Genomic DNA, 25948 nt, shown 5'->3' with positions numbered 1-25948 from the left:
TGCCGTTCCGGCCGGTAGCCCTGGCATTCCCCCGGGTATCCGGCTGGTCTGTCCCTAAAAGAATCGGCCCGGCGGGCCACTGGGGCGCGCCGGGCCGCGACAGCCGCAAGGCCGATCATTGGTTGCGTTGGTTCAACGCCTTGATCAGGCCGTCGATGCCGTCGCGGTTGATCTGCTGCGCGAACTGGTTGCGGTAGTTCTCGATGAGCCAGATGCCTTCGACGTTCATGTCATAGATCTTCCAGCCTTGGCCCGTCTTTTCCAGGCGGTAGTCGACGCCCACCGGCTGGTCGTTGCCCTGGGAGATCAGGGTGCGCACGACCACGTCGTCGGCTTTGGGGTCGCCGCGGAACGGCAGTGCGCGCACCGTGGTGCTGGACGTGACGCGGGTCAGCGCGCCGCTGTAGGTGCGCACCAGCGTGCCGCGGAAGGCTTCGGCCAGTTCCTTTTTCTGCACATCGTTGGCCTGGCGCCAGTAGCGGCCGGCGGCCAGGCGCGTGGTCTTCTGGAAGTTGACGTAGGGCAGGATGTGCTCGTTGACGACCTGGTTGATGCGGGCGGTGTTGCCCGCCTTGACGGCGCCGTCGGCCTTCAGCACGTCCAGGGCCTCGTTGGCCGCGGCGAGCACGAACTGGTCGGGAGAACCGTTGGGGTCGGGTTTGGCCTGCGCGCCGGCGCTCAGGCCCAGGGCCACGAGGCCCGTGAAAACCAGACGCTGCAGCAGGGAAACAAAGGAAACTCGCATCAAAACTCCTTACTTGTACTGGGGCGCACCCCGCGGCTTACTTGGCCGCAGGTTGCGCCGCGGGTTGAGCCGCCGGCTGCGCGGCGGGGGCGGCGTCGTCCTCGTCGTCTTCGTAGTTGGGCAGCGAGGACTCGTCGTCCACCTTCTGGCCCAGCACCATGGCGGCGCGGCGCTGCAGATAGGCGTCGCGCACGAAGCTGTAGGGATCGAGCGCGACGCGGTCGATGGTGTCGGTGGCGCTCAGCAGGCTGGCGCGCGTGTCCACCACGCGCAGGCCCCACAGCGAGTTGCGCAGGCGCACGTTGTCGATGGAATCGACGCCCATGTAGCCGTAGGTGGTACCCGCGTAGTCGCCGATCAGGCCAGCGCCGTCGCGTACCGACGACGAGCCGAAGAACGGCAGCACCAGGTACGGACCCTGGCTGAAGCCCCACACGCCCAGCGTGGTGCCGAAGTCGTTCGGGATGCGGCGCGCGCCGTTGGCCGAGGCGACGTCGAAGCAGCCGCCCACGCCCATGGTGGTGTTGAACAGGAAGCGGCCCAGCGTGTTGACGAAGTCGTGGCCGCGGCCCTGCAGGAAGCTGTTGGCGCCGGACCAGAGGTCACCGACGTTGCTGAAGATGTTGTGCACGCAGCTGCGCACCGGCTGCGGCGTGACGAAGGTGTAGGCCTGCGCCACCGGCTTGAAGACGGCACGGTCGACGGTGTCGTTGAATTTGTAGACGCCCCGGTTGAAGCCTTCCCAGGGATCGCGGGGATCCGGGTTCTGCGGCGCGGCGCAGCCTGCCATCAGCGCGCCCGCGGCGGCAACGGTGGCAATCCTGCAAATGGTTTTCTTATTCATGATCAGGGCATCCCTATCAACGATTCTTATGATATTGCGTACCTTGGACGCGCTGCTGTTACCGCGTCTGTCGCATTGTCTTTAATTTGGCGTTTTCGCGGCGGGTTCCGGCGCGCTCGAGCCTTGCTTCTCGGCCGACCCGTACAGGAACTGGCTGATCAGTTGTTCAAGCACCACGGCGCTTTGCGTGTAGCGGATCTTGCCGCCGTCGACAAAGTTTTCCTCTTCGCTGCCCGCGGTCAGGCCCAGGTATTGTTCACCCAGCAGGCCCGACGTCAGGATGGACGCCGAAGTGTCCTTGGGGAACTGATAGGCCGTTTCCAGGTTGACCGAGACGATCGCCTGGAAGGTCTTGTCATCGAACGAGATGCCGGCGACCCGGCCCACGACGACCCCCGCGCTCTTGACGGGCGCGCGCACCTTGAGGCCGCCTACGTTATCGAAGTTGGCCGTCAGCGTATAGGTCGGGGCGAAAGAAAAGGTGCTCAAGTTGCCGGCGCGCAACGCCAGGAACGCCAGCGCGACCGCGCCCAGCAATACAAACAGGCCTACCCAGAAGTCGGTTTTTTCGCGAGACATGATCGATCCGTATCAATTTCCAAACATCAAGGCGGTGAGCAGGAAGTCCAGCCCAAGTACCGCCAGGGAGCCCACCACCACGGTGCGCGTGGTCGCGCGGGCAACGCCTTCGGGGGTGGGCTTGGCTTGCCAGCCCTCATAGAGCGCGACCAGCGTCACGGTGACGCCGAAGACCAGGCTCTTGATGACGCCATTGGCCACGTCTTTCCAGACGTCGACGCCGTTTTGCATCTGCGACCAGAACGCGCCGGCGTCCACGCCGATCAGCAGCACGCCCACGACCCAGCCGCCCAGGATGCCCACCATGGAGAACACCGCCGCCAGGATGGGCATGGCGATGATGCCGCCCCACAGACGCGGCACCAGCACGCGGCGGATGGGGTCGACGGCCATGACTTCCATGGCTGCGAGTTGCTCGCCGGCCTTCATCAGGCCGATTTCGGCCGTGAGAGAGGTGCCCGCACGGCCCGCGAACAGCAGCGCCGTGACCACGGGCCCGAGTTCCCGCACCAGCGACAGGGCCACCAGCAAGCCCAGCGCTTCTTCAGAGCCGTAGCGGTTCAGCGTGTAATAGCCTTGCAGCCCCAGCACGAAGCCCACGAACATGCCGGAAACGGCAATGATGAGCAGCGAGTAGTTGCCGATGAAATGGACCTGCTGCGACACCAGCCGCGGACGCGACAGCGCAATGCCGCTGCGAGCGAGCATGGCGCCGAAGAACCGGGTGAAGTAGCCGATGCCGGAAACGCGGTTGCGCACCCAGCCGCCCAGCGCGCCGATGGCGTTGTTGGATCCGCTCATGCGCGGCGGCCCTCCTGTTGCGAAAGCCACTTCTTGAAAGCGGGCGTCTCGGGATATTGGAACGCGACGGGGCCGTCGGGCTCCCCTTTGAGGAACTGTTGCACGTAGGGGTCTTGCGAGGCCGACAGCATTTCGGGGGTGCCGGCCGCGGCAAGCTTGCCCTGGCCGACCAGGTACACCTGGTCCGCGATGGCAAACGATTCATGCACGTCGTGCGTGATCAGCACCGAGGCGCAGCCGAGGCGGTCGGCCAGGTTGCGGATCAGGCGGGCGGTAATGCCCAGCGAGATCGGGTCCAGCCCCGCAAACGGCTCGTCATACAGAATGAGTTCGGGTTCCAGCACGACGGCGCGGGCCAGCGCCACGCGCCGGGCCATGCCGCCGGAGATTTCCGCCACTTTCAGGTGCGCGGCTGCGCGCAGGCCGACGGCGTCGAGCTTGTCCAGCACGCGCTCGGTGACTTCGGGCTCCGCCAGTTTGGTGTGTTCGCGCAGCGGGAAGGCCACGTTCTCGAAAACGTTCAGGTCAGTGAAAAGCGCGCCCTGCTGAAATAGGACGCCCATGCGCGTGCGCAGCGATTGCAGTTCGGTGCGGCTGACGTGGGCCATGTCCTGGCCGAAGGCCAGCACCCGGCCCCGCTGCGCGGTGAGCTGGCCGGTGGCCGCGCGCAACAGCGTGGTCTTGCCCGAACCCGAGCCGCCCATGATGGCGACCACCTGGCCGGCGCGCACGTCCATGGAAATGTCGCGCAAGACGGTGAAATCACCATAGCCTAGCGCCACACCTTCCAGGCGCAGGGCGAATTCCGGGGTCTTGCTGGTTTGAGCGGGCATGGGCAACGAAAGGGTGTTTCGGCGGCGGAGCTTGCCCTGCTGTCCGGTCGATGCGACCGGCAAAATTCATGGCCGGCGCGGCGAAGACAGGCGGCGTCGGGAAGCGCCCTGTTACTCATATGCCGGGGGCGAGGTCGGGCCTGGGCTCCCGGCGGCGAGGCGCCATTGTAGCCCGACGCTTTGTAATCACAACGCGAGAGCCCGCGCGTGGAACAGTGTTTTCGGTTCAGGGAACAATATGCTCAGCGGCGCGCCTGCGCCGCCGCGGTCTCCCGGGCCAGCCGCGCGACCAGGTCGGCGGTGGTCTCGCGCCGCGCGAGCGGCGCGCCCTGGCCGGCCCACAGGGACAGCATGTCGGTGTTGCCGGCCTTGCCGCCCGCCGTGCGCATGGGGCGCGTCAACGCGTTCTGCAGGGGGTAAGGCAGGATGTCGGCCGCAATCGCGTCGGCCTCGCGCATGAAGGCGTTTTCGATGCCGCGGGCGGGCCGGCCCGAAAACGCACGGGTCACCCGCGACTGTTCCGCCCGGGAGGCGGGCAGCAGCGCCTTGTAGGCTTCATTGATGCCGGATTCCTCGGTCGTCAAGAAGGCCGTCCCCATTTGTGCCAGATCGGCGCCCAGGGCCAAGGCGGCGGCGATACCGCGGCCGTCCATGATGCCGCCAGATGCAATAACAGGGACAGAGACTGCGTCGACCACCTGGGGCACCAGCGCCATGGTGCCGATCAGCGATTCCTCGAAACCGTCCAGGAAGGTGCCGCGGTGGCCGCCGGCCTCGGCGCCTTGCGCCACGATGGCGTCCACGCCGTCCGCTTCAAGGGCCACCGCTTCGCGCACGGTGGTCGCGGTGCCCACGGTCAGAATGCCCAGTTCGCGGCAGCGCGCGATGGCCGCGGCCGGCATGCGGCCGAACGTGAAGCTGAAGACGGCCGGACGCACCCGCAGGATGGCTTCGATCTGCTGCGGCAGCGGATCGGCTTGCGGGCCGGGCGCGGCGGGCGCCGGCAGGCCCAGCTGCTGGTGGTAGCGCGCCATCAGCGCCAGCATGCGACTGGCGTCGCCGCGCATGGGTTCTTCAGGCACCGATGCGAACAGATTGATGGCGAACGGCAGCGGCGTGCGCGCACGGATGTCGCGCGCCGCCGCCTCGATCTGCTCGGGACTCATATAGGCCGCCCCGAGCGAACCCAGGACTCCCGCCTTCGATGCTTCGGAAACCAGTTCCACCGTCGTGGCGCCGCCGGCCATGGGGGCCTGGACGATGGGATGGTGCAGCTTGAGCAGATCAATCAGACGGGTAGCCATGGAATTACTCCTGGAAGGTTACTGAAGCTGGATGTTCCCAGCCTTGATGACGTGGGCCCACTTCTCGGTTTCGCTCTTGATGAAGGCGCCGAATTCCTCGGGCGTGCCGCCGCCCGCCTGGCTGCCGGTGTCGGCGATGGCCTTCTGCACGTCCGGTTCCTTCAGGATGCGGTTGAACTCGGCGTTGAGCTTGGCGATGATGGGCGCGGGCGTGCCGGCGGGGGCGACGATGCCCTGCCAGTTGTAGGACTCGAAGCCCGGCAGGCCGGATTCGGCCATGGTTGGCACGTCGGGCAGCACGGCCAGGCGTTTGGCGGACGTGACCGCGATGGGGTGGATCTTGGCGCCCTGGATCGCGGGCAACGCGGAATAGCCCATTTCGAACATCATCGAGATATGGCCGCCCATGAGGTCCGTCGCGGCCAGGCTGCCGCCCTTGTAGGGGACGTGAACGATGTCGATCTTGGCCTGTTCGCGGAACATTTCGCCGGACAGGTGGTGTGCGCCGCCTACGCCGGACGAGCCGAAGGACAGCTTGCCGGGCTGCTTCTTGGCCAGCGCGATCAGGTCCGCCAGCGTCTTCACCGGCAGTTCGTTGTTCACGCTCAGCACCAGCGGGCTGTTTTCGATCAGGATGATCGGGGCCAGATCCTTTTGCGGATCGTAGGGCATGTCCTTCATCAGCGTCGGGTTGACCGCCATGGGCGCCAGATTGCCGGTGCCGATGGTGTAGCCGTCCGGCGCCGCGCGCGCGATCAGGTTGGTGCCGACCACGCCGCCGGCGCCTGCCTTGTTCTCGACCACGATGGGCTGGCCCAGCGTGTCGCCCAGCTTGCGCGCCAAAAGGCGTACGCGGGTGTCGGCGAAGCCGCCCGGCGCGTAGGGCACGATCATGGTGATGGGCTTGGCCGGCCAGTCGGCGGTCTGGGCCTGGGCGGCGCCGCTGAAGGCGGCGGTGGCTGCCAGGGCGGCAATAAGGGGACGCAATGCTTTCATACAGATGACTCCTGGTTTTGTTTTTTTAATGTGAACGGGCCCGCGGGCCGATCGCATTATGCCCAGCGGCCACGTCATCTGTCGTGATCTTTCCCAAACGCCATGCGGACAACGCCAACAGTGCCGCGCTGGCCGCCAGCACTTGCGGCAGCCCGGCGCCCCAATGCGCCGCCCAGGACGCCAATAGCGGTCCCAGGATCTGGCCGGCGGCGAAAGCCGCGGTCATGAGGGCCGCCGCGCGCGGCGCGGCGGCGCCGGCCGAACGCCTGGCGGCCAGCATTCCCGCCTGCGTAATCACCATGAAGGTGCCGCCCACCAGCACCGCGGCCACGATCACGGCGGCGATGTGGTGCCATAGCGCCACGGCCAGCATGCCCAGCGCCATGAGCGCCTGGGCGGCGCGCCAGACTTGCACGCTGTCGCGGCCCCGTGCCAGGCGGGGCACCAGCAGGCAGGACACCGCTGCGGCCATGCCGAACAGGGGCCAGGCCCAGCCGAAGATGGCCGGGTCGGGAATGATTTCCTTCGCCATCGCTGGCAGGAAAGTGGCCGGAATGATGTAGCCCACGCCGAACGCGCCATAGTGCAGCGCCAGCGCGGGGATGTCGCGTGGCAGCCGGGCGGCGGGTGCGGCGGCGCTGGCCGATTGCGCTGGCATTGGCGCCGCCTGGCGGCGCAACCCCGGCCAGGCGATCGCGGACAGGGCCAGCGCCAGCCCCCCCAGCGCGAACCAGACCGTGTCGGCGCGCGCGTCCCAGGCTGCCAGCGCCAGGCAGGCCAGCCCCGTCAGCGCAATGCCCGCGCCCACGCCGGCGTAGGTCACTGCGGACGCGCCCGCCTCGCGCGGATCGCCCGCGGGTACCGCCCGCCACGCCGCCACGCAGATGAAGGCGCTGGCGCTGGCGTAGCCGGCGGCCAGTCGCAGCGCGCACCAGACCGCCATGCCATGCCAGACAGGCATGGCCAGCGTCAGCAGGGCCACTGCCAGCAGGCTGGCCGCCAGCGTGCCCCGCAGCCGGCGGATGGGCCAGGCGACCGCAGCCAGCGCGCCCAGCAGATACCCCGCGTAGTTGGCCGAAGCCAGCCAGCTGCCCTGGGATAGCGACAGGCCGGTTTCCTGGGCCATCAGGGGCCAGACCGGCGTGAAGGCGAACCGGCCTATCCCCATGGCGGCGGCCAGGGCCAGCGCGGCCGGCCATGCCAGGGCGGCAGCGCTGCGTGACGAGGAAGGGTAATTGGGCGTTGACATGGCCCTTACTCTACGGCTGTACTAATATCATTAATAGTGAATTATTAAGATAGTGAGTTCTCAAAATGAGAAACTTGGACCTGGATGCGCTGCAGATCTTCAAGGCGGTTGCCGACCAGGGCGGCGTGGCGCGCGCTGCTGCCCATCTGAACCGCGTGCAGTCCAACGTGTCGACGCGCCTGAAGCAGCTGGAGGCCTCGCTGGAGGCGCCGCTGTTCCGCCGCCAGAATCGCCGGCTGGTGCTGTCTGACCAGGGGCGGGTGCTGCTGTCCTACGCCGACCGGCTGCTGCGCCTGGCGGACGAAGCCCAGGCCGCGGTACGCGACGGCTCGCCGCAGGGCGTGCTGCGCATCGGCACCATGGAAAGCACGGCGGCCGCGCGCCTGCCGCCGATCCTGGCGGCCTATCACGCGGCCTGGCCGCAGGTGCGGATCGAACTGGTGACCGGCACGTCGGCCGCGCTGGCGGCCAAGGTGCGCAACTACGAAATCGAGGCAGCGTTCGTGGCGCAGCCGTTTCCGGCCGAAGGGCTGGCGGCCATGGATGCCTTCAAGGAAGAACTGGCGCTGATCTCGCCGCTGGCCTGGGATCCGATCGACAGTCCCAAGGACCTGGGCGACCGCAGCGTGATTGCCTTCGCGTCGGGATGCTCATACCGGCGCATCCTGGAATCCTGGCTCAACCAGGAAGGTATCGCGCCCGGCAAGGTGATGGAGTTCGCCTCGTACCACGCCATCGTCGCCTGCGTGGCGGCGGGCTCGGGCGTGGCGATTGTGCCGCGTTCGGTGCTGGCGGTGCTGGGGGCGGAGCACACGGTGCGCATCGGCGCCCTGTCCGGCTCGCATGGCCGGGCCCTGACCCAGCTGGTCTGGCGCGCCGACGACGACACGCCGGCGTTGCAGGCCCTGCGGCACAAGCTGGAGGCGCCGCAAGGCTGAGGAAGGCCGCGCCTGGTGCGCGGCCCTTTTGCCTTTAGAAGCGGTAGCCGACGCCGATCGTCGCGACCCACGGATCGATGCGCGCGGTGCCGATGTGCTGGCCGTCCAGCTTCACCTTGGAACGGATGTCGATGTAGCGGATGTCTGCGTTCATGAACCAGCGCTCGTTGATCTTGAAGTCAGCGCCCAGTTGAGCGGCCACGCCCCAGGAATCGCCCAGCTTCAGGTCCGAACCCTTCAGCGCGCCTTCCGCCTTGGTGTCGAAGAAGTGGGTGTAGTTGATGCCCACGCCGATGTACGGCTGGATCATGCTGTCGGGCAGGATGTGCCATTGCAGGCTGAGCGTCGGCGGCAATTGCTTGGTCGAGCCGATCTTGCCCAGGCCGCTGCCGCTGACGTCATGCTGGAAGGGCCAGGCGCCCAGCAGTTCGATACCGATGTTGCGCGTGGCCATGTAGGTCAGCGTGAAGCTCGGGCGTACGTTGTTGTTGACGTCGAGTCCGACGCTGCCGTTGAGCACGGTGCCGTTGTTGGACGAGGGGCGGACCTGCGTCACGCCGACCTTGAACAGCACGTCGCCCGCTTCGTGGGCGTGCGCGGGGGCGGCGAGCGTGCCAGCGGCGATCAGGCCGGCGATGGCGGTGGCGCGGATACGGCCGTTCAGCGAAAACATTCTCTTCTCCGATCTTTCCATTGGGTGAGACGACAGGTTCTCAAACCTGGCGGCCGGCCCGCTTGATGTGTGTCAAATCGTGAAAAGACCGCAATCGAAAAGTGGTTATGTTGCAACAGGCGGGGGCGCGGGAAAAAAAATCGCCGCCGGCGCAATGCGCTCGGCGGCGATCCGGCCCGGCCTGATCGTGGCGATCAGCGCGGCAGTTCGCTGCTGCCCATGAGGTAGGCGTCCACCGAGCGCGCGCACTGGCGGCCTTCGCGGATGGCCCAGACCACCAGGGACTGGCCGCGGCGCATGTCGCCGGCCGTGAAGACCTTCTCGACGTTGGTGCGGTAGTCGTCGGTATTGGCGCGTACGTTGCCGCGGGCATCGCGGTCCACGCCGAAGGCGTCCAGCACCGTCTGCACGGGCGACACGAAGCCCATGGCCAGCAGCACCAGGTCGGCCTTGATCTCGAATTCAGAGCCTTCGACTTCGCGCATCTTCATCTGGCCGGTGGCGTCGTCCTTGAACCATTCGACGCGTGCGCCGATCAGCTTTTCGACCTTGCCATTGCTGCCCTGGAGCAGCTTGGTGGTCACGGACCAGTCGCGTTCGCAGCCTTCTTCGTGCGAGGACGAGGTGCGCATCTTCAGCGGCCAGTACGGCCACGTCATGGTCTTGTTCTCGCTTTCCGGCGGCTGGGGCATCAGCTCGAACTGCGTGACCGAGGCCGCGCCATGGCGGTTGCTGGTGCCGACGCAGTCGGAACCCGTGTCGCCGCCGCCGATCACCACCACGTGCTTGCCCTTGGCCAGCGTCTGGTTGGTGAGCCGGTCGCCCGCCACCGCCTTGTTCTGCTGGCGCAGGAAGTCCATGGCGAAGTACACGCCCGACAGCTCGCGGCCGGGCACCGGCAGGTCGCGCGGGGTTTCCGAACCGCCGCTCATCACCACCGCGTCGAACTCGGCCAGCAGCGATTCCGGCGTGCGCACCGTCAGGCCGTCGGCCACGGGGTCGCTGGGATTGCCGATGTAAGTCGACGGCGCGAATTCCACGCCCTCGGCTTCCATCTGCGAGATGCGGCGGTCGATCTGGTGCTTTTCCAGCTTGAAGTCGGGGATGCCGTAGCGCAGCAGGCCGCCGATGCGGTCGCTCTTTTCGAACAGCGTCACCGAGTGGCCGGCGCGGGCCAGCTGCTGCGCGCATGCCATGCCCGCGGGGCCGGAGCCCACCACGGCAACCTTCTTGCCGGTCTTGCGCGCCGGCACCTGCGGCGACACCCAGCCTTCGGCCCAGCCCTTGTCGATGATGGCGTGTTCGATGGACTTGATGCCGACAGCGTCGCTGTTGATGTTCAAGGTACAGGCAGCTTCGCACGGCGCCGGGCAGATGCGGCCGGTGAACTCGGGGAAGTTGTTGGTGGAGTGCAGGACGTCCAGCGCGCGCTTCCAGTCCTGCCGGTACACCAGGTCATTCCAGTCCGGGATGATGTTGTTGACCGGGCAGCCGTTGTTGCAGAACGGGATGCCGCAGTCCATGCAGCGCGCCGCCTGCTGCTTGGCCTGATCGTCGCTCAGGTGCAGCACGAATTCGCGCCAGTTCTTCAGCCGCTTCTGCGGGGCCTCGGAGGCCTCCTGCAGACGCTGAAATTCCATAAAGCCGGTAATCTTTCCCATGGTATCCCTCACGCAGCCAGTTGTTGCGGGTTGGCTGCACGCCACATTTCACCCAATGCGCGGCGGTAGTCCGTCGGCATGATTTTCACGAATTTGCCGCGCGAGGCTTCCCAGTCGCCCAGGATCTCGCGGGCGCGGAAGCTGCCGGTGTAGCGGAAGTGATCTTCCACCAGGCGGCGCAGGATGGTTTCGTCCGTTTCGCGTTCACCGCCGCGCTGCGCGCTGTGCCAGACGTCGATGTTGTTCTGGGCGAGCTGTTCCGCGTGCGGCACGATGCTTTCCAGTTCGACCATGGACAGGTTGGCGCGCTGCTTGAGCGTGCGTTCCGGATCCCACACGTAGGCCACGCCGCCCGACATGCCTGCCGCGAAGTTGCGGCCGGTCGTGCCCAGCACCACGACGGTGCCGCCGGTCATGTATTCGCAGCCGTGGTCGCCGGTGCCTTCCACGACGGTGGCCGCGCCCGAGTTGCGCACCGCGAAGCGTTCGCCGGCCACGCCGTTGAAGAACGCCTCGCCCGCCAGCGCGCCGTACAGCACGGTGTTGCCGGCGATGATGTGGTCCGGGCCGAAGCCGCGGAAGTCGTTGGGCGAGCGCACGATTATGCGGCCGCCCGACAGGCCCTTGCCGACATAGTCGTTGCCTTCGCCCACCAGGTCCATCGTGATGCCGTGGGCCAGGAACGCGCCGAAGCTTTGGCCGGCCGTGCCGTTGCACTGGATGTGGATGGTGTCGTCCGGCAGGCCCTCATGGCCGTAGCGCGCGGCCACCGCGCCCGACAGCATGGCGCCGATGGTGCGGTTGCGGTTGCGCACGGGGACGATGAAGGACACTTTCTCGCCGCGTTCCAGCGCGGGCTTGCTGCGCTCGATCAGCTGGTGGTCCAGCGCGCCGGCCAGGCCGTGGTCCTGCTCTTCGGTCTGGCGCACGTCGGCGTCGGATTGCGTTTGGTGGAACACGCGGGCGAAGTCCAGGCCCTGGGCCTTCCAGTGCTCCACGCCCGAACGCATGTCCAGCAGGTCGGCGCGGCCGATCAGGTCGTCGAACTTGCGGATGCCCAGTTGGGCCATGATTTCGCGGACTTCCTCGGCGATGAAGAAGAAGAAGTTCACGACGTGTTCGGGCTTGCCCTGGAATTTCTTGCGCAGGACCGGGTCTTGCGTGGCCACGCCCACCGGGCAGGTGTTCAGGTGGCACTTGCGCATCATGATGCAGCCTTCCACGACCAGCGGCGCGGTCGCGAAGCCGAATTCGTCGGCGCCCAGCAGCGCGCCGATGACGACGTCGCGGCCGGTCTTCATCTGGCCGTCGGCCTGCACGCGGATGCGGCTGCGCAGGCGGTTGAGCACCAGCGTCTGCTGCGTTTCGGCCAGGCCCAGTTCCCAGGGCGTGCCCACGTGCTTGATGGACGACACCGGGGATGCGCCCGTGCCGCCGTCATGGCCGGCGATCACGACGTGATCGGCCTTGGCCTTGGCGACGCCCGCGGCCACCGTGCCCACGCCGACTTCGGACACCAGCTTGACCGACACCGAAGCCTTGGAATTCACGTTCTTCAGGTCGTGGATCAGCTGGGCCAGGTCTTCGATCGAGTAGATGTCGTGGTGCGGCGGGGGCGAGATCAGGCCCACGCCCGGCACCGAGTAGCGCAGCTTGGCGATGTATTCCGACACCTTGTGGCCGGGCAGCTGGCCGCCTTCGCCGGGCTTGGCGCCCTGGGCCATCTTGATCTGGATCTGGTCGGCCGACGACAGGTATTCGGCGGTCACGCCGAAACGGCCCGAGGCCACCTGCTTGATCTTGGAGCGCAGCGAGTCGCCCTTCTTCAGTTCGACGTCCGCTTCGATGCGGTCCGAGCCCAGCACCGAGGCCAGCGTGTCGCCGTCCTTGATGGTGCTCTTGCCTTCGCGCATTTCGGCGCGGTAGCGCAGTTCGTCCTCGCCACCTTCGCCGGTGTTGGACTTGCCGCCGATGCGGTTCATGGCCACGGCCAGCACCGAGTGCGCCTCGGTGGAGATCGAGCCCAGCGACATGGCGCCGGTGGCGAAGCGCTTGACGATTTCCTTGGCGGATTCGACGTCGTCCAGCGGAATCGCGCGCGACGGATCGAAGCGGAACTCGAACAGCCCGCGCAGCGTCATGTGGCGGCGGCTCTGGTCGTTGATGATCTGCGCGTACTCCTTGTACGTGCGGTAGTTGTTGGCGCGCGAAGCGTGCTGCAGCTTGGCGATGGAATCCGGCGTCCACATGTGCTCTTCGCCGCGCACGCGATAGGCGTATTCGCCGCCCGCGTCCAGGTCGTTGGCCAGCACCGGATCGGTGCTGAAGGCGGCGCGGTGCTGGCGCAGCGCTTCCTCGGCCACCTGGAAGATGCCGATGCCTTCGATGTTGGAGGCGGTGCCGGTGAAGTACTTGTTCACCAGCGCGGTCTGCAGGCCCACGGCTTCGAAGATCTGCGCGCCGGTGTAGGACATGTACGTGGAAATGCCCATCTTGGACATGACCTTGTTCAGGCCCTTGCCGATCGCCTTGATGAAGTTCTTGACCGCCTTTTCGGGGTCGTTCATCTTGCCCAGCGATTCCAGCGCCAGGTAGGGGTGGATGGCTTCGGCGCCGTAGCCGCCCAGCAGCGCGAAGTGGTGCACTTCGCGCGCCGAGCCGGTTTCCACGACCAGGCCGGTGTTGGTGCGCAGGCCGGCGCGGATCAGGTGCTGGTGGACCGCGGAGGTCGCCAGCAGCGCGGGGATGGCCACGCGCTCGCTGTCGACCAGGCGGTCGGACACGATCAGGATGTTGTAGCCGCTGCGCACCGCGTCCACGGCGCGCGCACACAGCGCGGCCACGCGGGCTTCGATGCCCTCGGGACCCCAGGCGGCGGGATAGGTGATGTCCAGCTCAAAGCTGCGGAACTTCTTGCCCGTGACCTGCTCGATGTCGCGGATCTGCGCCATGGCGGCGAAATCCAGCACCGGCTGCGACACTTCCAGGCGCAGCGGCGGGTTGACGTTGTTGATGTCCAGCAGGTTCGGCTTGGGGCCGATGAAGGACACCAGCGACATCACCAGCTGTTCGCGGATGGGGTCGATCGGCGGGTTCGTGACCTGCGCGAACAATTGGCGGAAGTAGTTGTAGAACGGCTTGGCGCGGTCGGACAGCACGGCCAGCGGGGCGTCGTTGCCCATCGAGCCGATGACTTCTTCGCCGGTCGTGGCCATGGGTTCCAGGATGAACTTGTAGTCTTCCTGGGTCCAGCCGAAAGCCTGCTGGCGATCCAGCAGCGACACGGACGACTGCGTGGCGACGGCGGCCTGGCGCGGCGCCGGCAGCGATTCCAGCTTGATCTGCAGGCGTTCAATCCACTGGCGGTACGGCCGGCTGTTGGCCAGCTGCAGCTTGATCTCGGCGTCGTCGATGATGCGGCCCTGTTCCAGGTCGATCAGGAACATCTTGCCCGGTTGCAGGCGCCACTTCTTGACGATGCGGTTTTCGGGGATGGACAGCGTGCCGGCTTCCGAAGCCAGGATGACCATGTCGTCATCGGTGACCAGGTAGCGGGCCGGGCGCAGGCCGTTGCGGTCCAGCGTGGCGCCGATCTGGCGGCCATCGGTGAACGCGACCGCGGCGGGGCCGTCCCACGGTTCCATCATGGCCGCGTGGTACTCGTAGAAAGCGCGGCGGCTTTCGTCCATCTGCGTGTGCTGTTCCCAGGCCTCCGGGATCATCATCATCATGGCGTGGGCCAGCGAGTAGCCCGAGTTCACCAGCAGTTCCAGGCAGTTGTCGAACGTGGCGGTGTCCGACTGGCCTTCGTAGACGATGGGGTACAGCTTCTTCAGGTCCTCGCCCAGCACGGCCGACTGCATCATGCCTTCGCGGGCGCGCAGCCAGTTGAAGTTGCCCTTGACCGTGTTGATTTCGCCGTTGTGGGCAATCATGCGGTACGGGTGGGCCAGCGGCCAGGCGGGGAACGTGTTGGTCGAGAAGCGTTGGTGCACCAGCGCCAGGGCCGACACCGTGCGCGGATCGGCCAGGTCGCGGTAGTAGCGGCCGACCTGGTCGGCCAGCAGCAGGCCCTTGTAGACCACGGTGCGCACCGAGGCCGAGGGCACGAAGTATTCCTTGCCGTGCGCCAGATGCATGTTCTGGATGGCGTGGCTGGCGGTCTTGCGGATCACGTACAGCTTGCGCTCCAGCGCGTCCGGCACCATCACGTCGGCGCCGCGGCCGATGAACAGCTGGCGGATCACGGGTTCGCAGGCGCGCACGGCAGGCGACATGGGCATGTCGACGTCCACCGGCACGTCGCGCCAGCCCAGGACGACCTGGCCTTCGGCGCGCACGGAACGTTCCAGTTCCTGTTCGCAGGCCAGACGCGAGGCCGTTTCCTTCGGCAGGAACACCATGGCTACGCCGTACTCGCCGGGAGGCGGCAGCGTGATGCCTTGATGGCCGAGCTCGTCGCGGTAGAGCGTGTCGGGGATCTGGATCAGGATGCCGGCGCCGTCGCCCATCAGCTTGTCCGCGCCGACCGCGCCGCGGTGGTCCAGGTTTTCCAGGATCTTCAGACCCTGCTGGATGATGGCGTGGCTTTTCTTGCCCTTGATGTGGGCGACGAAACCGACGCCGCAGGCGTCATGCTCGTTCTTCGGGTTGTACAGGCCCTGGGCAGACGGCAGTCCGATGCGGCTGGCATCGATGGGGGTCGCCTTGGGCGGGGGACAGGAGTCGATCGGGGTAATTTGGGGCATGGCGCGCTCCGCAGTGGGCCTGCGTCGTAATGTTGCAGTGCAGGAGACGGACAATACCCCCGACATGAGTAGGGTGCAATAGGAATAAATAGGGTGTGTCCCTTATTTTTGATGTTACCCGTCATCGGTCTTTAATTCGGTGACGCATTAAGAGCCGCACGAAATGGGCCTCCCCAGGGGGGTATGCACCAGCAGGGTGCGTGCGTGCCCGATAAAACGCGGTTTTTCTTATTATATGTCCCTAATTATTTGGCGATTTTCAGCACCCTGAGCCTGAGTCGACGTTGCGGAAACGCAAATGCGCAGGCCGGCCCGAACGGCGTGGCCCGCAAAAGTGAAGAACCCGCCGTTCAGGCGGGTTCGTAATCAGGAAGAGGTCGACGTGGGCGTCGTGGTGGGCGGCGCAGAACTCGGTTCGGCATCGGACGACGCTGCGGCTGGCTTCTTGCGCGGACGTCCGCGCTGGCCGGGAGCAACCCGGCGGCTGGCGGTATGGGCCAGACTGGCAATGAAAGCGGGACCGCCCAGCGCCCATTGTCCGGAGACCGCCTGGTCGATGCGCTGGGTTTCCTCGCGCGACAGGCCGTCCTGCAAGCGCTTGCGGTAATTGGCCTGGCGGTCGAACGGGGTATTGCCACAGGCCCAGTAGTCCGCGTGGTCCGACTGCCACTGCGCTGGCGCGGCGGTGGTGTTGCCGGTATGGCTGGAAGCGGAGGACCACGGCCAGGAATCGGGATCCTGCGAGGCGCCGCTGCGCACCGGATAGGTTTCGAGCCAGACCAGCGACGGCAGCACCCAGGCGCCCGGTTCCAGCAAGGCGGATCGGTAGCGGCCGGCGAAGACCCGGCCGCCGCGCAAGCGCGCCGCCAGGTTGCGGCCCAGCGTCTGCATCAGGCGCGGCAGGCCTTCCTCGTCGGCGGGCGTGGCCAGCAGCAGGATGCGGTCGTTGGCAAGCAGCCAGCCGTGAACCGAGACTCGGTGGCGTTGGGCGGATTCGCCCAGCCACGTGGCCAGTTGATTCAGTATGTCGGCCGGCGCGGGTTGCGACGGCGCCGCCAGCGGCTGGATGAAGTTGGCCTGCACCAGTTGGGGCAGCCCAGGGGCGTACAGACGGGGCAGACGGGCCATAGTGTCAGGACTTGCGTATTTGGAAGAACGGGTTGTCTTCGCTCACGGTATATAAATAGTGCCACGGTGGGCGCTGGTCAAGTCCCGTGATCATGGTCAGGGCAGGAAATCGCTTTTTTTCTGTCGTTCGTACCCTGTAAAGCCCAGGTTAACATTCGGCGACGGAACGTCGTACCGTGGATATCCCCTAATCCGCGAGACGTTTTTTTCGCATCATTCCGATCGGAGGAAAGCAATGGCAGTCGCCCTGGAACTCATTTCGCAGCATCGCTGCTTCGGCGGCTGGCAGCGCTATTACCGCCACGAGTCCGCGGAGATCGGCCTGCCCATGCGCTTCTCCGTCTACATTCCGCCGCAGGCCGAAGACGGTCCGGTCCCGGTGCTGTTTTATCTGGCCGGCCTGACCTGCACGGAAGAGACCTTCATGATCAAGGCGGGCGCCCAGCGGCTGGCTGCGGAACTCGGTGTCATGCTGGTCGCCCCGGATACCAGTCCGCGCGGCGCCAACGTGGCTGGCGAGGACGAAAGCTGGGACCTGGGCACGGGCGCGGGCTTCTACCTGGACGCCACCACCCCGGCCTGGCGGGACCACTATCGCATGTACAGCTACGTGACGCAGGAACTGCACGGCATCGTCACGGGCGAGGCCCTGCCCGGCGACGCGTCGCGCACCGGCATCTTCGGCCATTCCATGGGCGGCCATGGCGCGCTGGTGCTCGCGCTGCGCAACCCCGGCAAGTTCCGCTCGGTGTCGGCATTTGCGCCCATCGCCGCGCCCAGCCAATGCCCCTGGGGCAAGAAGGCGTTCGGCGCCTATCTGGGCGACAAGACAGAGGACTGGGCCGCTTACGACGCGTCCGCGCTGATGCGCGGCGCCACCAACCCGTTTCCCGCCGGCATCCTGATCGACCAGGGCGAGTCGGACCAATTCCTGGCCGCACAGTTGTATCCCGAGGTATTCGAGGCCGCCTGCGCCGCTGCGGGCCAGCCGCTGGACCTGCGGCGCCACCCGGGCTATGACCACGGCTACTACTTCATCTCGACGTTCATCGAGGATCACATCCGGTTTCACGTCGAGCGGCTTGGAAAACCGGCGCCCTGAGGGCGCGCTTCTATACTGGCGGGCCTGCCGCGGCAGGCTGCTTGCGCGCCCCGGCGCGCCGCCTGCGGTCTGTGCTCAATAGGAACGCCTGATTTGATCAACGGAATCGCTCCCTTCGTCTGGATACTGCTGGGCGCCGTCGTCGTCCTGCTGCCGGGCATCGTCATGCTGCTGGGCCGCGGCGGCCCGCGCGACGAGCGCGGCCGCAGGGTGTTCCAGTTCCGGCCGGTGCGCCGCCTATTCGGCCTGATGCTGGTGCTGCTGGGATGCGTGTCGGGCCTGCTGGCCCTTTCGCTGGTGCAATTCTTCCGCCTGACGACCGACGAGCCGGTGGCGCATGTTGAAGTGCGCCAGGTGGCCGACGGCCAGTTCCAGGTCAGCGCCAGCGCGCCTGGCACGGGCACCAGGCAGTATGTCCTCTATGGGGACCAGTGGCAGATCGATGCCCGGGTCGTGCGCTGGCGGCTGCCGGCGCTGATGGCCGGCGTGCCGCCGCTATACCGGCTGGAGCGCCTGTCGGGCCGTTATAGCGATGCCGCGCGCGAGGCCTCCGCCACGCGCTCGGTCCACGCGCTGGATGACTGGCCGGCGCCGGACCTGGCATCGTTGAAGAAAAATTTTCCGAACTGGTTCCCGTTCGTCGATGTCCAATTTGGCAGCGCTGCGTACATGCCGCTGTTCGACGGCGCCCGTTACCAGGTGCTGATGGATCCGCGCGGGGCGCTGTTCGTGCGGCCCGACGGCGAGGCTACGGCCGAAGGCTTGAAGCGCCTGGGTTGGTAGGACAAGCCGCGGCCGCGCCCGGATTCAGGGGCTGGCCATCTGCCGCCAGCGCTCGGTTGCCCACGGCGGCGCCCCACTCTAAAAAAATAAACGGGGACATAATGCGACGAATGAAACTTTGACGCGCCGCAATAGTCGAATTAGCACTCCCAATACTAGAGTGCTAACATCGAATCCATGTCGTTATCCCTTCGCCATCCGGAGACCCCCGCTATGAAGCAACCCAGTACCTCGTTGGCCGCTTCCGGCAACGCCCTGGCGTTGGCCATTGCCAATCCGGGCGCACTTGGCACGATCGACGCTTATATCTCCTCGGTCAACCGCCTGCCGGTCCTGTCCGCGGAACGTGAAACCGAGCTTGGCCGCCGCCTGCGCGACCAGGAAGACCTGGGCGCCGCGCGCGAACTGATTCTGTCGCACCTGCGCCTGGTGGTGTCGGTGGCGCGCCAGTACCTGGGCTATGGATTGCCGCATGCCGACCTCATCCAGGAAGGCAACGTCGGTTTGATGAAGGCCGTCAAGCGTTTCGACCCCGAGCGCGGCGTGCGCCTGGTGTCATTCGCCGTGCACTGGATCAAGGCTGAAATCCACGAATACATCATCCGCAACTGGCGCCTGGTGAAGGTCGCGACCACCAAGGCCCAGCGCAAGCTGTTCTTCAACCTGCGCAGCATGCGCCCCGACGGCCAGACGCTGGATCCGGAACAGGTCGACCACATCGCGCGCGAACTGAACGTGCGCCGCGAAGACGTGAGCGAAATGGAAGTGCGCCTGTCCGGCCGCGACATGTCGCTTGAAAACCAGGACGATGACGACGACAGCTACGCGCCCATCGCCTACCTGTCCGACGAGGGCCGCCAGGAACCCACCCGGGTGCTGGAACGCGCCGCCCGCGACCAGTTGCAAAGCGCTGGCCTGACCGACGCGCTGCAAGCGCTGGATCCGCGTTCGCGCCGCATCGTCGAAGCCCGCTGGCTGCAGGACGACGGCGGCGCCACGCTGCACGAACTGGCCCAGGAGTTCGGCGTGTCGGCCGAACGCATCCGCCAGATCGAAGCGGCCGCCCTGAAGAAGATGCGCGGCAATCTTGCCTCTTGAGGCGGTTGCCGAACCATGCGAAGGGCCGCGATCAGCGGCCCTTTTGCTTTTCTGGTGGGCCGCGGCCGCACATGAATAAATTGATACAAATTTGGGCTGAAATTTTGCGCGGCGCGAGAAACTTAATGAGGATCGCACCGCCTAACTTCATGTAGACCGCGAACTTCGGTTAGCAGTCTTGTCATCCGTCTCGGCTTCTCCTCTTTCCCCTCCCCTATGAGACGGATGCTTGCGGGGCACCATGCATATCTGGTGCCCCGTTTTTTATGCGCGTCCGGTTCGCGCTTGCAGCCGACTCAAGCGGCAAACGCCGTGCGCTGACGGAGCAAGAGGCGCGGCCTGACTAGGCCGCCTGGGCGTTGTCCGCGGCCGTCCTGGCGCCATGCCACAGCGCGTCCTGCACGCGCCGCACGCCCGTTGCCATCGAACCGTCCTGGTACAGCTTGATCCAGCGGTAGCCGGGCGCCATGTTGTCCACCACATGCTTGCCGTCGCGGATGCTGAACTGGAAGCAGGTCGAGGGCGTGGCCAGCATGCGCAGATTGTGGCGGCGGCGGTCGAACTCGTGGTGCACATGGCCCCACAGCAGCACGCGGACCTGCGGCCAGCGCGTCAACAGCTTGAACAGGGCCTGGGGGTTGTCGATCATCATCGAATCGTGCCAGTGGCTGTCGATCTGCATGGGGTTGTGATGCATGGCGATCAGCGTGTGGCGGCCCGGAGCTTCGGCCAGCGCGGCCTCCAGCAGATCGAGCTGGCTCGCGGGCAGATGGCCGGCGTTGGAACCGGGCACGGTGGTGTCCAGCGCGACCACGCGCCAGGCGCCCACGTCCGTCACCGGAACCGACCATTGCGGCAGTTCCTGGCGCATCACGGCCGGCAGGTCATGGTTGCCTGGCAGGCAGCGGATGCTGGCCTGCGCCAGGGCGGGCGCCTCGGACAGGACGCGCGCCAGCCGGCGATAGGCCGCGGCCTCGCCGTCCTGGGACATGTCGCCGGTCGCCAGCAGCAGATCGGGGTGCTTGCCGTCCGCCTCGATCTGGCGCAGCACCGCGCGCAGGCTGGCGTCCGTGTTGACGCCCAGCATCGAGGTTTCAGGTTCGCCAAACAGATGGCTGTCGGTCAGCTGGACCAGCATGGCGGGCGCATCGTCGCGCCGGGTCAGGGAATGGATCCGGGCCAAGTGCCGCTCCTGCAAAGTTTGTGCGATTCCACATTACCCAAAAAACATGGCGCGACGCGTATCGCTTGTCCGCATTGGGGTAACGAAACGTGCATTCTCCTCGATTCCTGGCAGTTCCTGCGCCGGTCCCGGAGGAAAAAGCCGCTATTCTTGTGGAACTTCACATAAGCTCCGCCCACAGAACATGGATGTAGGTTTTCTCGTTTTCGGCCTGGCAGGTCTGCTGACGCTGGTCTGCTTCATGCCGCCCCTGGCCGGCCGCCTCAAGCTGCCCTATTCGGTGCTGCTGGCCATTGTCGGCTGTCTGCTCGGCATCATCGTGCACGTTCACGGCTGGGCGCCCAGCTGGATCGGTGACTTCCTGGATTCGCTGGAACGCTTCGAGATTTCGTCCGAAACCTTCCTGATGGTGTTCCTGCCGGTGCTCCTGTTCGAGACCGCGTTGTCCATGAACGTGCGGCGCCTCATGGACGACATCGGCCCCATCCTCATGATGGCGATCGTGGCCGTGGTCGTCTGCACCGTGGTGGTCGGGGTCACGCTGGATGCCATTTCGCCCTACGGGTTGGTGGTCTGCCTGCTGCTGGGCGCCATCGTCGCCACCACCGACCCCGTGGCTGTGGTGGGCATCTTCCGCGAAGTGGGCGCGCCCAAGCGCCTGACCACGCTGGTCGAAGGCGAAAGCCTCTTCAACGACGCGGCCTCCATTGCCTTGTACTCCGTGCTGTTGGCCGTGCTGGGCGGCCATGGCGAACTCACCGCCAGCGGCATCTTCAACGACTTCATCGTGCACTTCATCGGCGGCGGCGTGGCGGGTTTCGCCATGGGCCGGCTGGCTTGCTTCCTGTTCGCCTGGCTGCGCGGCTTTCCCACCGCGGAAATCACGCTGACCCTGACGCTGGCCTATCTGTCCTTCTTCATTTCCGAGCACTACCTGAACGTGTCGGGCGTGGTCGCCACCGTGATCGCCGGCCTGGTGGTGGGCTCCACCGGCCGCACGCGCATGTCGCCCACCACGTTCGAATACTTGTCCAGCGCCTGGGAGCAGTTCGGCTTCTGGGCCAACTCGCTGATCTTCCTGTTCGCGGCCATGCTGATTCCCAAGCTGATGGCGGCCGCCGACTGGCAGGAACTGGCGCTGGTGGCGGTGGTGTTCGTTGCCACGCTGGTGGCGCGCGCAATTGTGGTCTTCGGCCTGCTGCCCTTGCTGGGGCTGACCCGGCTGGGGACCAAGGTCAGCAATCCTTATAAGGTCGTCATGCTGTGGGGCGGCCTGCGCGGCGCCGTCTCGCTGGCGCTGGCGCTGGCCGTGACGGAGCAGACCGGGGTGGCCGAAGAGGCGCGCCAGTTCATCGCGGTGGCCACCACCAGCTACGTGCTGCTGACCTTGTTCATCAACGGCATCAGCCTGCGGCCGCTGATCCGCATGCTGGGCCTGAACCAGTTGTCCCCGGTGGAGCGCACCATCCGCAACCAGGCCCTGGCCGTGGCGCTGGAAGACCTGCAGGGCAAGACCGAAGAGGTCGCCAAGACCGAGCATATCGGCACCGAGGTCCGCGACCGCATCCGCGCCGTGTTCGACGCCAGCCTGACCAGCGTGCACGACGGTCAGGTCAGCCAGATGACGGACGACCAGCGCGTGGCGGTGGGACTGGCCATCGTGGCGCAGCGCGAAGAGGAAATGTTCTTCGACATCCTGAAGGCGCAGATCGTGGACTGGCGCATGGCCGAAACCCTGCTGGCCCGGGCCGAACGGCTGGAGGATGCGATCCGGCTGGGGGGCATTCCGGGCTTTGAGCGCGCCATCGTCGCCGACGTGCGCTATTCCACCGGTTTCCGGCTGGCCTTGCGCCTGCATTACCTGTTCGGCTTCCAGGGCTGGCTGGCGCGCGAACTGGGCCAGCGCTTCGCCAACCTGATGAGCAAGCGGTCGGTCGCGCAGCGCCTGATTGCCTTCGCGCGCGAACAGATCACCCCCCTGCTGGGCGAGGAAGCCACGCAGCGCATCGTGTCCCTGCACCAGCGCCGCCTGGACCTGATCGAAAACGCCATGCAGGCCCTGAACCTGCAATATCCGTCCTACGCCCAGTGGCTGCAGGAAAGCTACCTGGGCCGCGTGGCCCGCGAAATGGAGCGCATCCGTTACCGCGACATGCTTGAGCAGTTCCTGATCAGCGGCGAGGTCTACGCCGACCTGATGGCGCAGTTGAAGAGCCGCTGGGCCCACATCGACAAGCACCCGCCGCTGGACATCGAAATGAGCGCGGCCGACCTGATCAAACGCGTGCCGTTGTTCGAAGGCCTGTCCGCCGATTCCTTGCGGGCCATCAGCAAGCTGCTCAAGCCGCGACTGGCGTTGCCGGACCAGCGCGTGCTGACCAAGGGCCGCCATGGCGAAGAGATGTGTTTCGTGGCCTCGGGCGCCGTGGCAGTGCATCTGCCGGACAACACCATGATCGAACTGGGCAGCGGCGAATTCTTCGGCGAACTTGGCCTGCTGGGTGAAGAACAGCTGATGCCCGAGGTGACGTCGCTGGGCTACAGCAAGCTGCTGATGCTGTCCTCGCGCGATTTCCACGCCCTGCTGGCGCGCGACGAGCATCTGCGCGAACGCATCCAGGTCGTGGCCAAGCAACGCCTGCGCGCGATCGAAGTGTGGAAGCAGTTTTCGCAGGCCAATGCCGCGCCCGCTCCGGTCCCCGCGCCGGCGTCGGCGCCCAGCCCGGCGCAGGCCGCCGAAGCCGCGGAAGCGGCGGGCGCGGCGTCCGGCACTGATACCCAAGCGGCGCGCGAGGCCGCGGGGGCGGATGCGCCGCCTGCAAGCGACCTCCCCGGGAATCTCGCCGGCAACGTCACGGACAACCCGGCGTTGGGCGAGCCGGGCATCGTTCCACGTTGATTCAGGGGGGCGGGGCTGCCCTCGAGGCTCAGGCCGGGATCTCGCCGGCCGCGCGGCGCTGCATGATGTCTTCGACGATCACCAGCGCTGCCTCAAGCGTGAATTCGCCTTCCGCCACCTGGCGCACGGCCGTGGCCGCGTCGATGGTGGCGATCTCCATCACCTCGCCGTCCCGGTTGGCGGGGCGCACGTCAGCCGCAAGCACGCAGGTGCTGGTCAGGACATCCTCGACCTGATAGCCCTCGGGCAGGCGGCGGTGGATACGCAGAATGGTGCGCAGGGGCGAACGTTGCGTCAGGTCGGGCGCGTCCAGCCCCGCCTCTTCGCCGCATTCGCGCACCAGCGCCAGTTCCAGATCCTCGCGGCTGCCGGCCAGGCCGCCGACCAAGGTGTCCCACATACCGGGATCGGTGGATTTGCTGAGCGCGCGGCGCGCGACCCACAGGCGGCCGTCCGGCGTCCATGCGTTCAGGTGCACGGCCTTGGTGAGCAGGCCCAGCGGCCGCACCGCCGCGCGTTCGATCACGCCCAGCGGCTCGTCGCCGTCCAGAACATCCAGCAATTCGTCGCGCCAGCCGCGTAGGCAGTTGGCTTGGCGCAACAGTTGCGCGGCCTGTTCAAGCACGCCGTTCAGGTTTGCGCCGGGCTGCAGGTCCGCGCCGATGCGCAGGCTCGCGCCGTCCGTTGCGATGCCGGGCGCATCGCGCAATGCATCGCACGCCGCATGCGTGGCCCAGCCGCAGCGACGCCCCGCTATATATAAAGCGCGCGCGCCTTCCGGGGCGGGCTCTTGCGCGCGGGCGCGCAGGTCGGCGTACAAGTCGGACAACTGCTTGGGCATCGTGAAACCGTGGTGATGATGTTGCCGACGATTTTATGCCACCCTGTTTACGGCGCGTGGTCAAGGGGCGCGGCCAGATGGGGGCGGGCCGGATGAATTCAAGGGCACTAACTTACATCTGTTTGCGCGTCCGCTATAATCCGCCAGTTTCTTTGTGATTTCGAGTGGGAACGACAGGGGCCGCTCTATCTCCCCGTCACGCCCTACCATCTAATAATTGCGCGTTGCCCGGTTCCGGCGACTTCCGCCACTAGCGAACGGACCTTCGCGCCGTGTTTCGAGGTAAGCATGAAGAAGTGGAGAGGGATACTGGGGGCTTGTGCGATGCTGATTGGCAGCGTGGCAGGTGCTCAGGTGCAAGACATGCCCGGCGGCCCGAAGGTCAATCAGCTCAACCTGCATGAAGGTGTCACGGCAATTTCGCGCGACATCATGTGGTTGCATTGGATGCTGCTCACGATCTGTATCGTGATCTTCATCGGCGTCTTCGGAGTGATGTTCTACTCCATCTGGGCGCACCGCAAATCGCGTGGCCACAAGGCCGCGACCTTCCATGAACATCTGGGCGTGGAAGTCGCCTGGACCGTCATCCCGTTCATCATCGTCATCGCCATGGCGCTGCCGGCCACCAAGACGGTGGTTGCGATGAAAGACACTTCCAGCGCCGACCTCACCGTGAAGGTCACCGGCTACCAATGGAAGTGGGGCTACGAGTACCTCGACGGCTCGGCCACCGGCATCAAGTTCCTCTCCACGCTCTCGACCCCGCGCGCTCAGATCGAGAACCGCGAACCCAAGGGCGAGTTCTACCTGATGGAAGTGGACAACCATCTGGTCGTCCCGGCGAACAAGAAGGTCCGCATCGTGCTGACCGCAGCCGACGTCATCCACTCGTGGATGATTCCGGACTTCGGCGTGAAGCAGGACGCCATCCCCGGCTTCCTGCGCGACACCTGGTTCAACGCCGACAAGCCCGGTATCTACCGCGGCCAGTGCGCGGAACTGTGCGGCAAGGATCACGCGTTCATGCCCATCGTCGTGGAAGTCATGGCGCAGGCCGACTACGACAAGTGGGTTGAAGACCAAAAGAAGAAGATGGCGGCAAACGCCGACGATCCCAATAAAGAGTGGACGGAAGCCGAACTGGTTGCCCGCGGCGAAAAGGTTTTCGCGGCGAATTGCGTTGCCTGTCACCAGGCCAACGGCAAGGGCATCCCGGGCAGTTTCCCCCCGCTCGACGGAGACAAGGTTGTTCTGGGCCCGAAGGCCGAACAGATCAACACCGTGCTGAAGGGCAAGCCCGGCACCGCGATGGCGGCATTCGGCGGGCAGCTCAACGATGTCGAAATCGCAGCGGTCATCAGCTATACGCGCCATGCCTGGAGCAATGCAGGCAAGGGGCAGGACCCGACGGTTCTACCGAAGGACGTGCAGGCTGCGCGCTGATTGCGCGCGCCTCGGCACACCCTCGCAGAACCGGTTCCGTTTAGTTAGAGATACCCTGCCGGCCCCGTCGATCGGGCCCGGCACTCAGCAGGAAGGA

20 protein-coding genes are annotated in these 25948 nt (G+C 66.2%); 6 read left to right on the top strand and 14 right to left on the bottom strand.

Translation table 11 applies throughout. The features are described 5' to 3' along the window. Window positions 1-115: 115 nt before the first annotated feature. The 8 genes from IB259_RS27115 to IB259_RS27080 form a co-directional block, all read right to left on the bottom strand. On the bottom strand, window positions 116-745 hold the full coding sequence (locus tag IB259_RS27115) for a phospholipid-binding protein MlaC (protein WP_175180349.1): 630 nt from the start codon (window positions 743-745) through the stop codon (window positions 116-118). Window positions 746-782: 37 nt separating this feature from the next. Beyond that, on the bottom strand, window positions 783-1589 hold the full coding sequence (locus tag IB259_RS27110) for a VacJ family lipoprotein (protein ID WP_054455487.1): 807 nt from the start codon (window positions 1587-1589) through the stop codon (window positions 783-785). A gap of 81 nt (window positions 1590-1670) precedes the next feature. Continuing rightward, the gene (gene mlaD, locus IB259_RS27105; protein WP_054455485.1) at window positions 1671-2168 is read right to left on the bottom strand and encodes an outer membrane lipid asymmetry maintenance protein MlaD; all 498 of its coding nucleotides are present in this window, start codon (window positions 2166-2168) and stop codon (window positions 1671-1673) included. A 12-nt stretch (window positions 2169-2180) separates the two neighbouring features. Further along, the gene (mlaE, locus tag IB259_RS27100) at window positions 2181-2969 is read right to left on the bottom strand and encodes a lipid asymmetry maintenance ABC transporter permease subunit MlaE (RefSeq protein WP_054455483.1); all 789 of its coding nucleotides are present in this window, start codon (window positions 2967-2969) and stop codon (window positions 2181-2183) included. After that, on the bottom strand, window positions 2966-3802 hold the full coding sequence (locus tag IB259_RS27095) for an ABC transporter ATP-binding protein (RefSeq protein WP_054455481.1): 837 nt from the start codon (window positions 3800-3802) through the stop codon (window positions 2966-2968). The genes mlaE and IB259_RS27095 overlap by 4 nt, the downstream gene beginning before the upstream one ends. 242 nt (window positions 3803-4044) lie before the next feature. Further along, a complete protein-coding gene (locus IB259_RS27090; RefSeq protein ID WP_054455479.1) occupies window positions 4045-5106 on the bottom strand; it encodes a nitronate monooxygenase family protein in 1062 nt (353 codons plus the stop codon). An 18-nt stretch (window positions 5107-5124) separates the two neighbouring features. Next, complete coding sequence (locus IB259_RS27085; protein ID WP_054455477.1) at window positions 5125-6102, bottom strand: tripartite tricarboxylate transporter substrate binding protein; 978 nt, start codon at window positions 6100-6102, stop codon at window positions 5125-5127. Window positions 6103-6127: 25 nt separating this feature from the next. Then, window positions 6128-7351, bottom strand: a complete 1224-nt coding sequence (locus IB259_RS27080; RefSeq protein ID WP_192330602.1) for a YbfB/YjiJ family MFS transporter — start codon at window positions 7349-7351, stop codon at window positions 6128-6130. 65 nt (window positions 7352-7416) lie between these two features. Between IB259_RS27080 and IB259_RS27075 the strand changes: the two genes are divergently transcribed. Then, window positions 7417-8289 carry a LysR family transcriptional regulator gene (locus IB259_RS27075; RefSeq protein ID WP_192330600.1) on the top strand — a complete coding sequence of 291 codons (873 nt, stop codon included), beginning with the start codon at window positions 7417-7419 and terminating at the stop codon, window positions 8287-8289. Between the two features lie 34 nt (window positions 8290-8323). Here IB259_RS27075 and IB259_RS27070 read toward each other — a convergent pair whose 3' ends face one another. The 4 genes from IB259_RS27070 to IB259_RS27055 all read right to left on the bottom strand — a co-directional run bounded on the left by IB259_RS27070 (window position 8324) and on the right by IB259_RS27055 (window position 16499). Beyond that, window positions 8324-8962, bottom strand: a complete 639-nt coding sequence (locus IB259_RS27070; protein WP_054455471.1) for an OmpW family protein — start codon at window positions 8960-8962, stop codon at window positions 8324-8326. A 194-nt stretch (window positions 8963-9156) separates the two neighbouring features. Then, window positions 9157-10623, bottom strand: a complete 1467-nt coding sequence (locus IB259_RS27065) for a glutamate synthase subunit beta (protein WP_175161963.1) — start codon at window positions 10621-10623, stop codon at window positions 9157-9159. A gap of 8 nt (window positions 10624-10631) precedes the next feature. Then, window positions 10632-15371 carry a glutamate synthase-related protein gene (locus IB259_RS27060; RefSeq protein WP_054455466.1) on the bottom strand — a complete coding sequence of 1580 codons (4740 nt, stop codon included), beginning with the start codon at window positions 15369-15371 and terminating at the stop codon, window positions 10632-10634. Window positions 15372-15737: 366 nt separating this feature from the next. Next, window positions 15738-16499, bottom strand: a complete 762-nt coding sequence (locus tag IB259_RS27055; protein WP_119449865.1) for a hypothetical protein — start codon at window positions 16497-16499, stop codon at window positions 15738-15740. Window positions 16500-16734: 235 nt separating this feature from the next. Between IB259_RS27055 and fghA the strand changes: the two genes are divergently transcribed. From fghA to rpoH, 3 genes are all read left to right on the top strand, one after another. Next, the gene (gene fghA, locus IB259_RS27050; RefSeq protein WP_125472879.1) at window positions 16735-17601 is read left to right on the top strand and encodes an S-formylglutathione hydrolase; all 867 of its coding nucleotides are present in this window, start codon (window positions 16735-16737) and stop codon (window positions 17599-17601) included. Window positions 17602-17694: 93 nt separating this feature from the next. Then, entirely contained in the window at window positions 17695-18384 is a 690-nt protein-coding gene (locus IB259_RS27045) for a hypothetical protein (protein WP_054455459.1), read from the top strand. Window positions 18385-18597: 213 nt separating this feature from the next. Then, the gene (rpoH, locus tag IB259_RS27040; protein ID WP_054455457.1) at window positions 18598-19482 is read left to right on the top strand and encodes an RNA polymerase sigma factor RpoH; all 885 of its coding nucleotides are present in this window, start codon (window positions 18598-18600) and stop codon (window positions 19480-19482) included. A gap of 343 nt (window positions 19483-19825) precedes the next feature. Here the strand turns inward: rpoH and cpdA are convergent, their stop codons facing one another. After that, the gene (gene cpdA, locus IB259_RS27035; RefSeq protein WP_054455455.1) at window positions 19826-20665 is read right to left on the bottom strand and encodes a 3',5'-cyclic-AMP phosphodiesterase; all 840 of its coding nucleotides are present in this window, start codon (window positions 20663-20665) and stop codon (window positions 19826-19828) included. A gap of 184 nt (window positions 20666-20849) precedes the next feature. Between cpdA and IB259_RS27030 the strand changes: the two genes are divergently transcribed. Beyond that, window positions 20850-23564 carry a cation:proton antiporter gene (locus tag IB259_RS27030; protein ID WP_054455453.1) on the top strand — a complete coding sequence of 905 codons (2715 nt, stop codon included), beginning with the start codon at window positions 20850-20852 and terminating at the stop codon, window positions 23562-23564. A gap of 28 nt (window positions 23565-23592) precedes the next feature. On the opposite strand, the gene IB259_RS27025 is transcribed toward IB259_RS27030, so the two are convergent. Further along, window positions 23593-24405, bottom strand: coding sequence for an NUDIX hydrolase family protein (locus tag IB259_RS27025; RefSeq protein WP_054455451.1), 813 nt, complete (start codon window positions 24403-24405; stop codon window positions 23593-23595). 288 nt (window positions 24406-24693) lie between these two features. Between IB259_RS27025 and coxB the strand changes: the two genes are divergently transcribed. Next, entirely contained in the window at window positions 24694-25851 is a 1158-nt protein-coding gene (gene coxB, locus IB259_RS27020; RefSeq protein WP_054455449.1) for a cytochrome c oxidase subunit II, read from the top strand. Window positions 25852-25948: the final 97 nt, after the last annotated feature.

This window comes from Achromobacter sp. ACM04 (genome assembly GCF_014851465.1).
GTDB lineage: Bacteria > Pseudomonadota > Gammaproteobacteria > Burkholderiales > Burkholderiaceae_B > Achromobacter > Achromobacter aegrifaciens.
The sequence above is the reverse complement of the archived record's forward strand: the minus strand, read 5'-3'. Positions and strand labels throughout refer to the sequence as shown.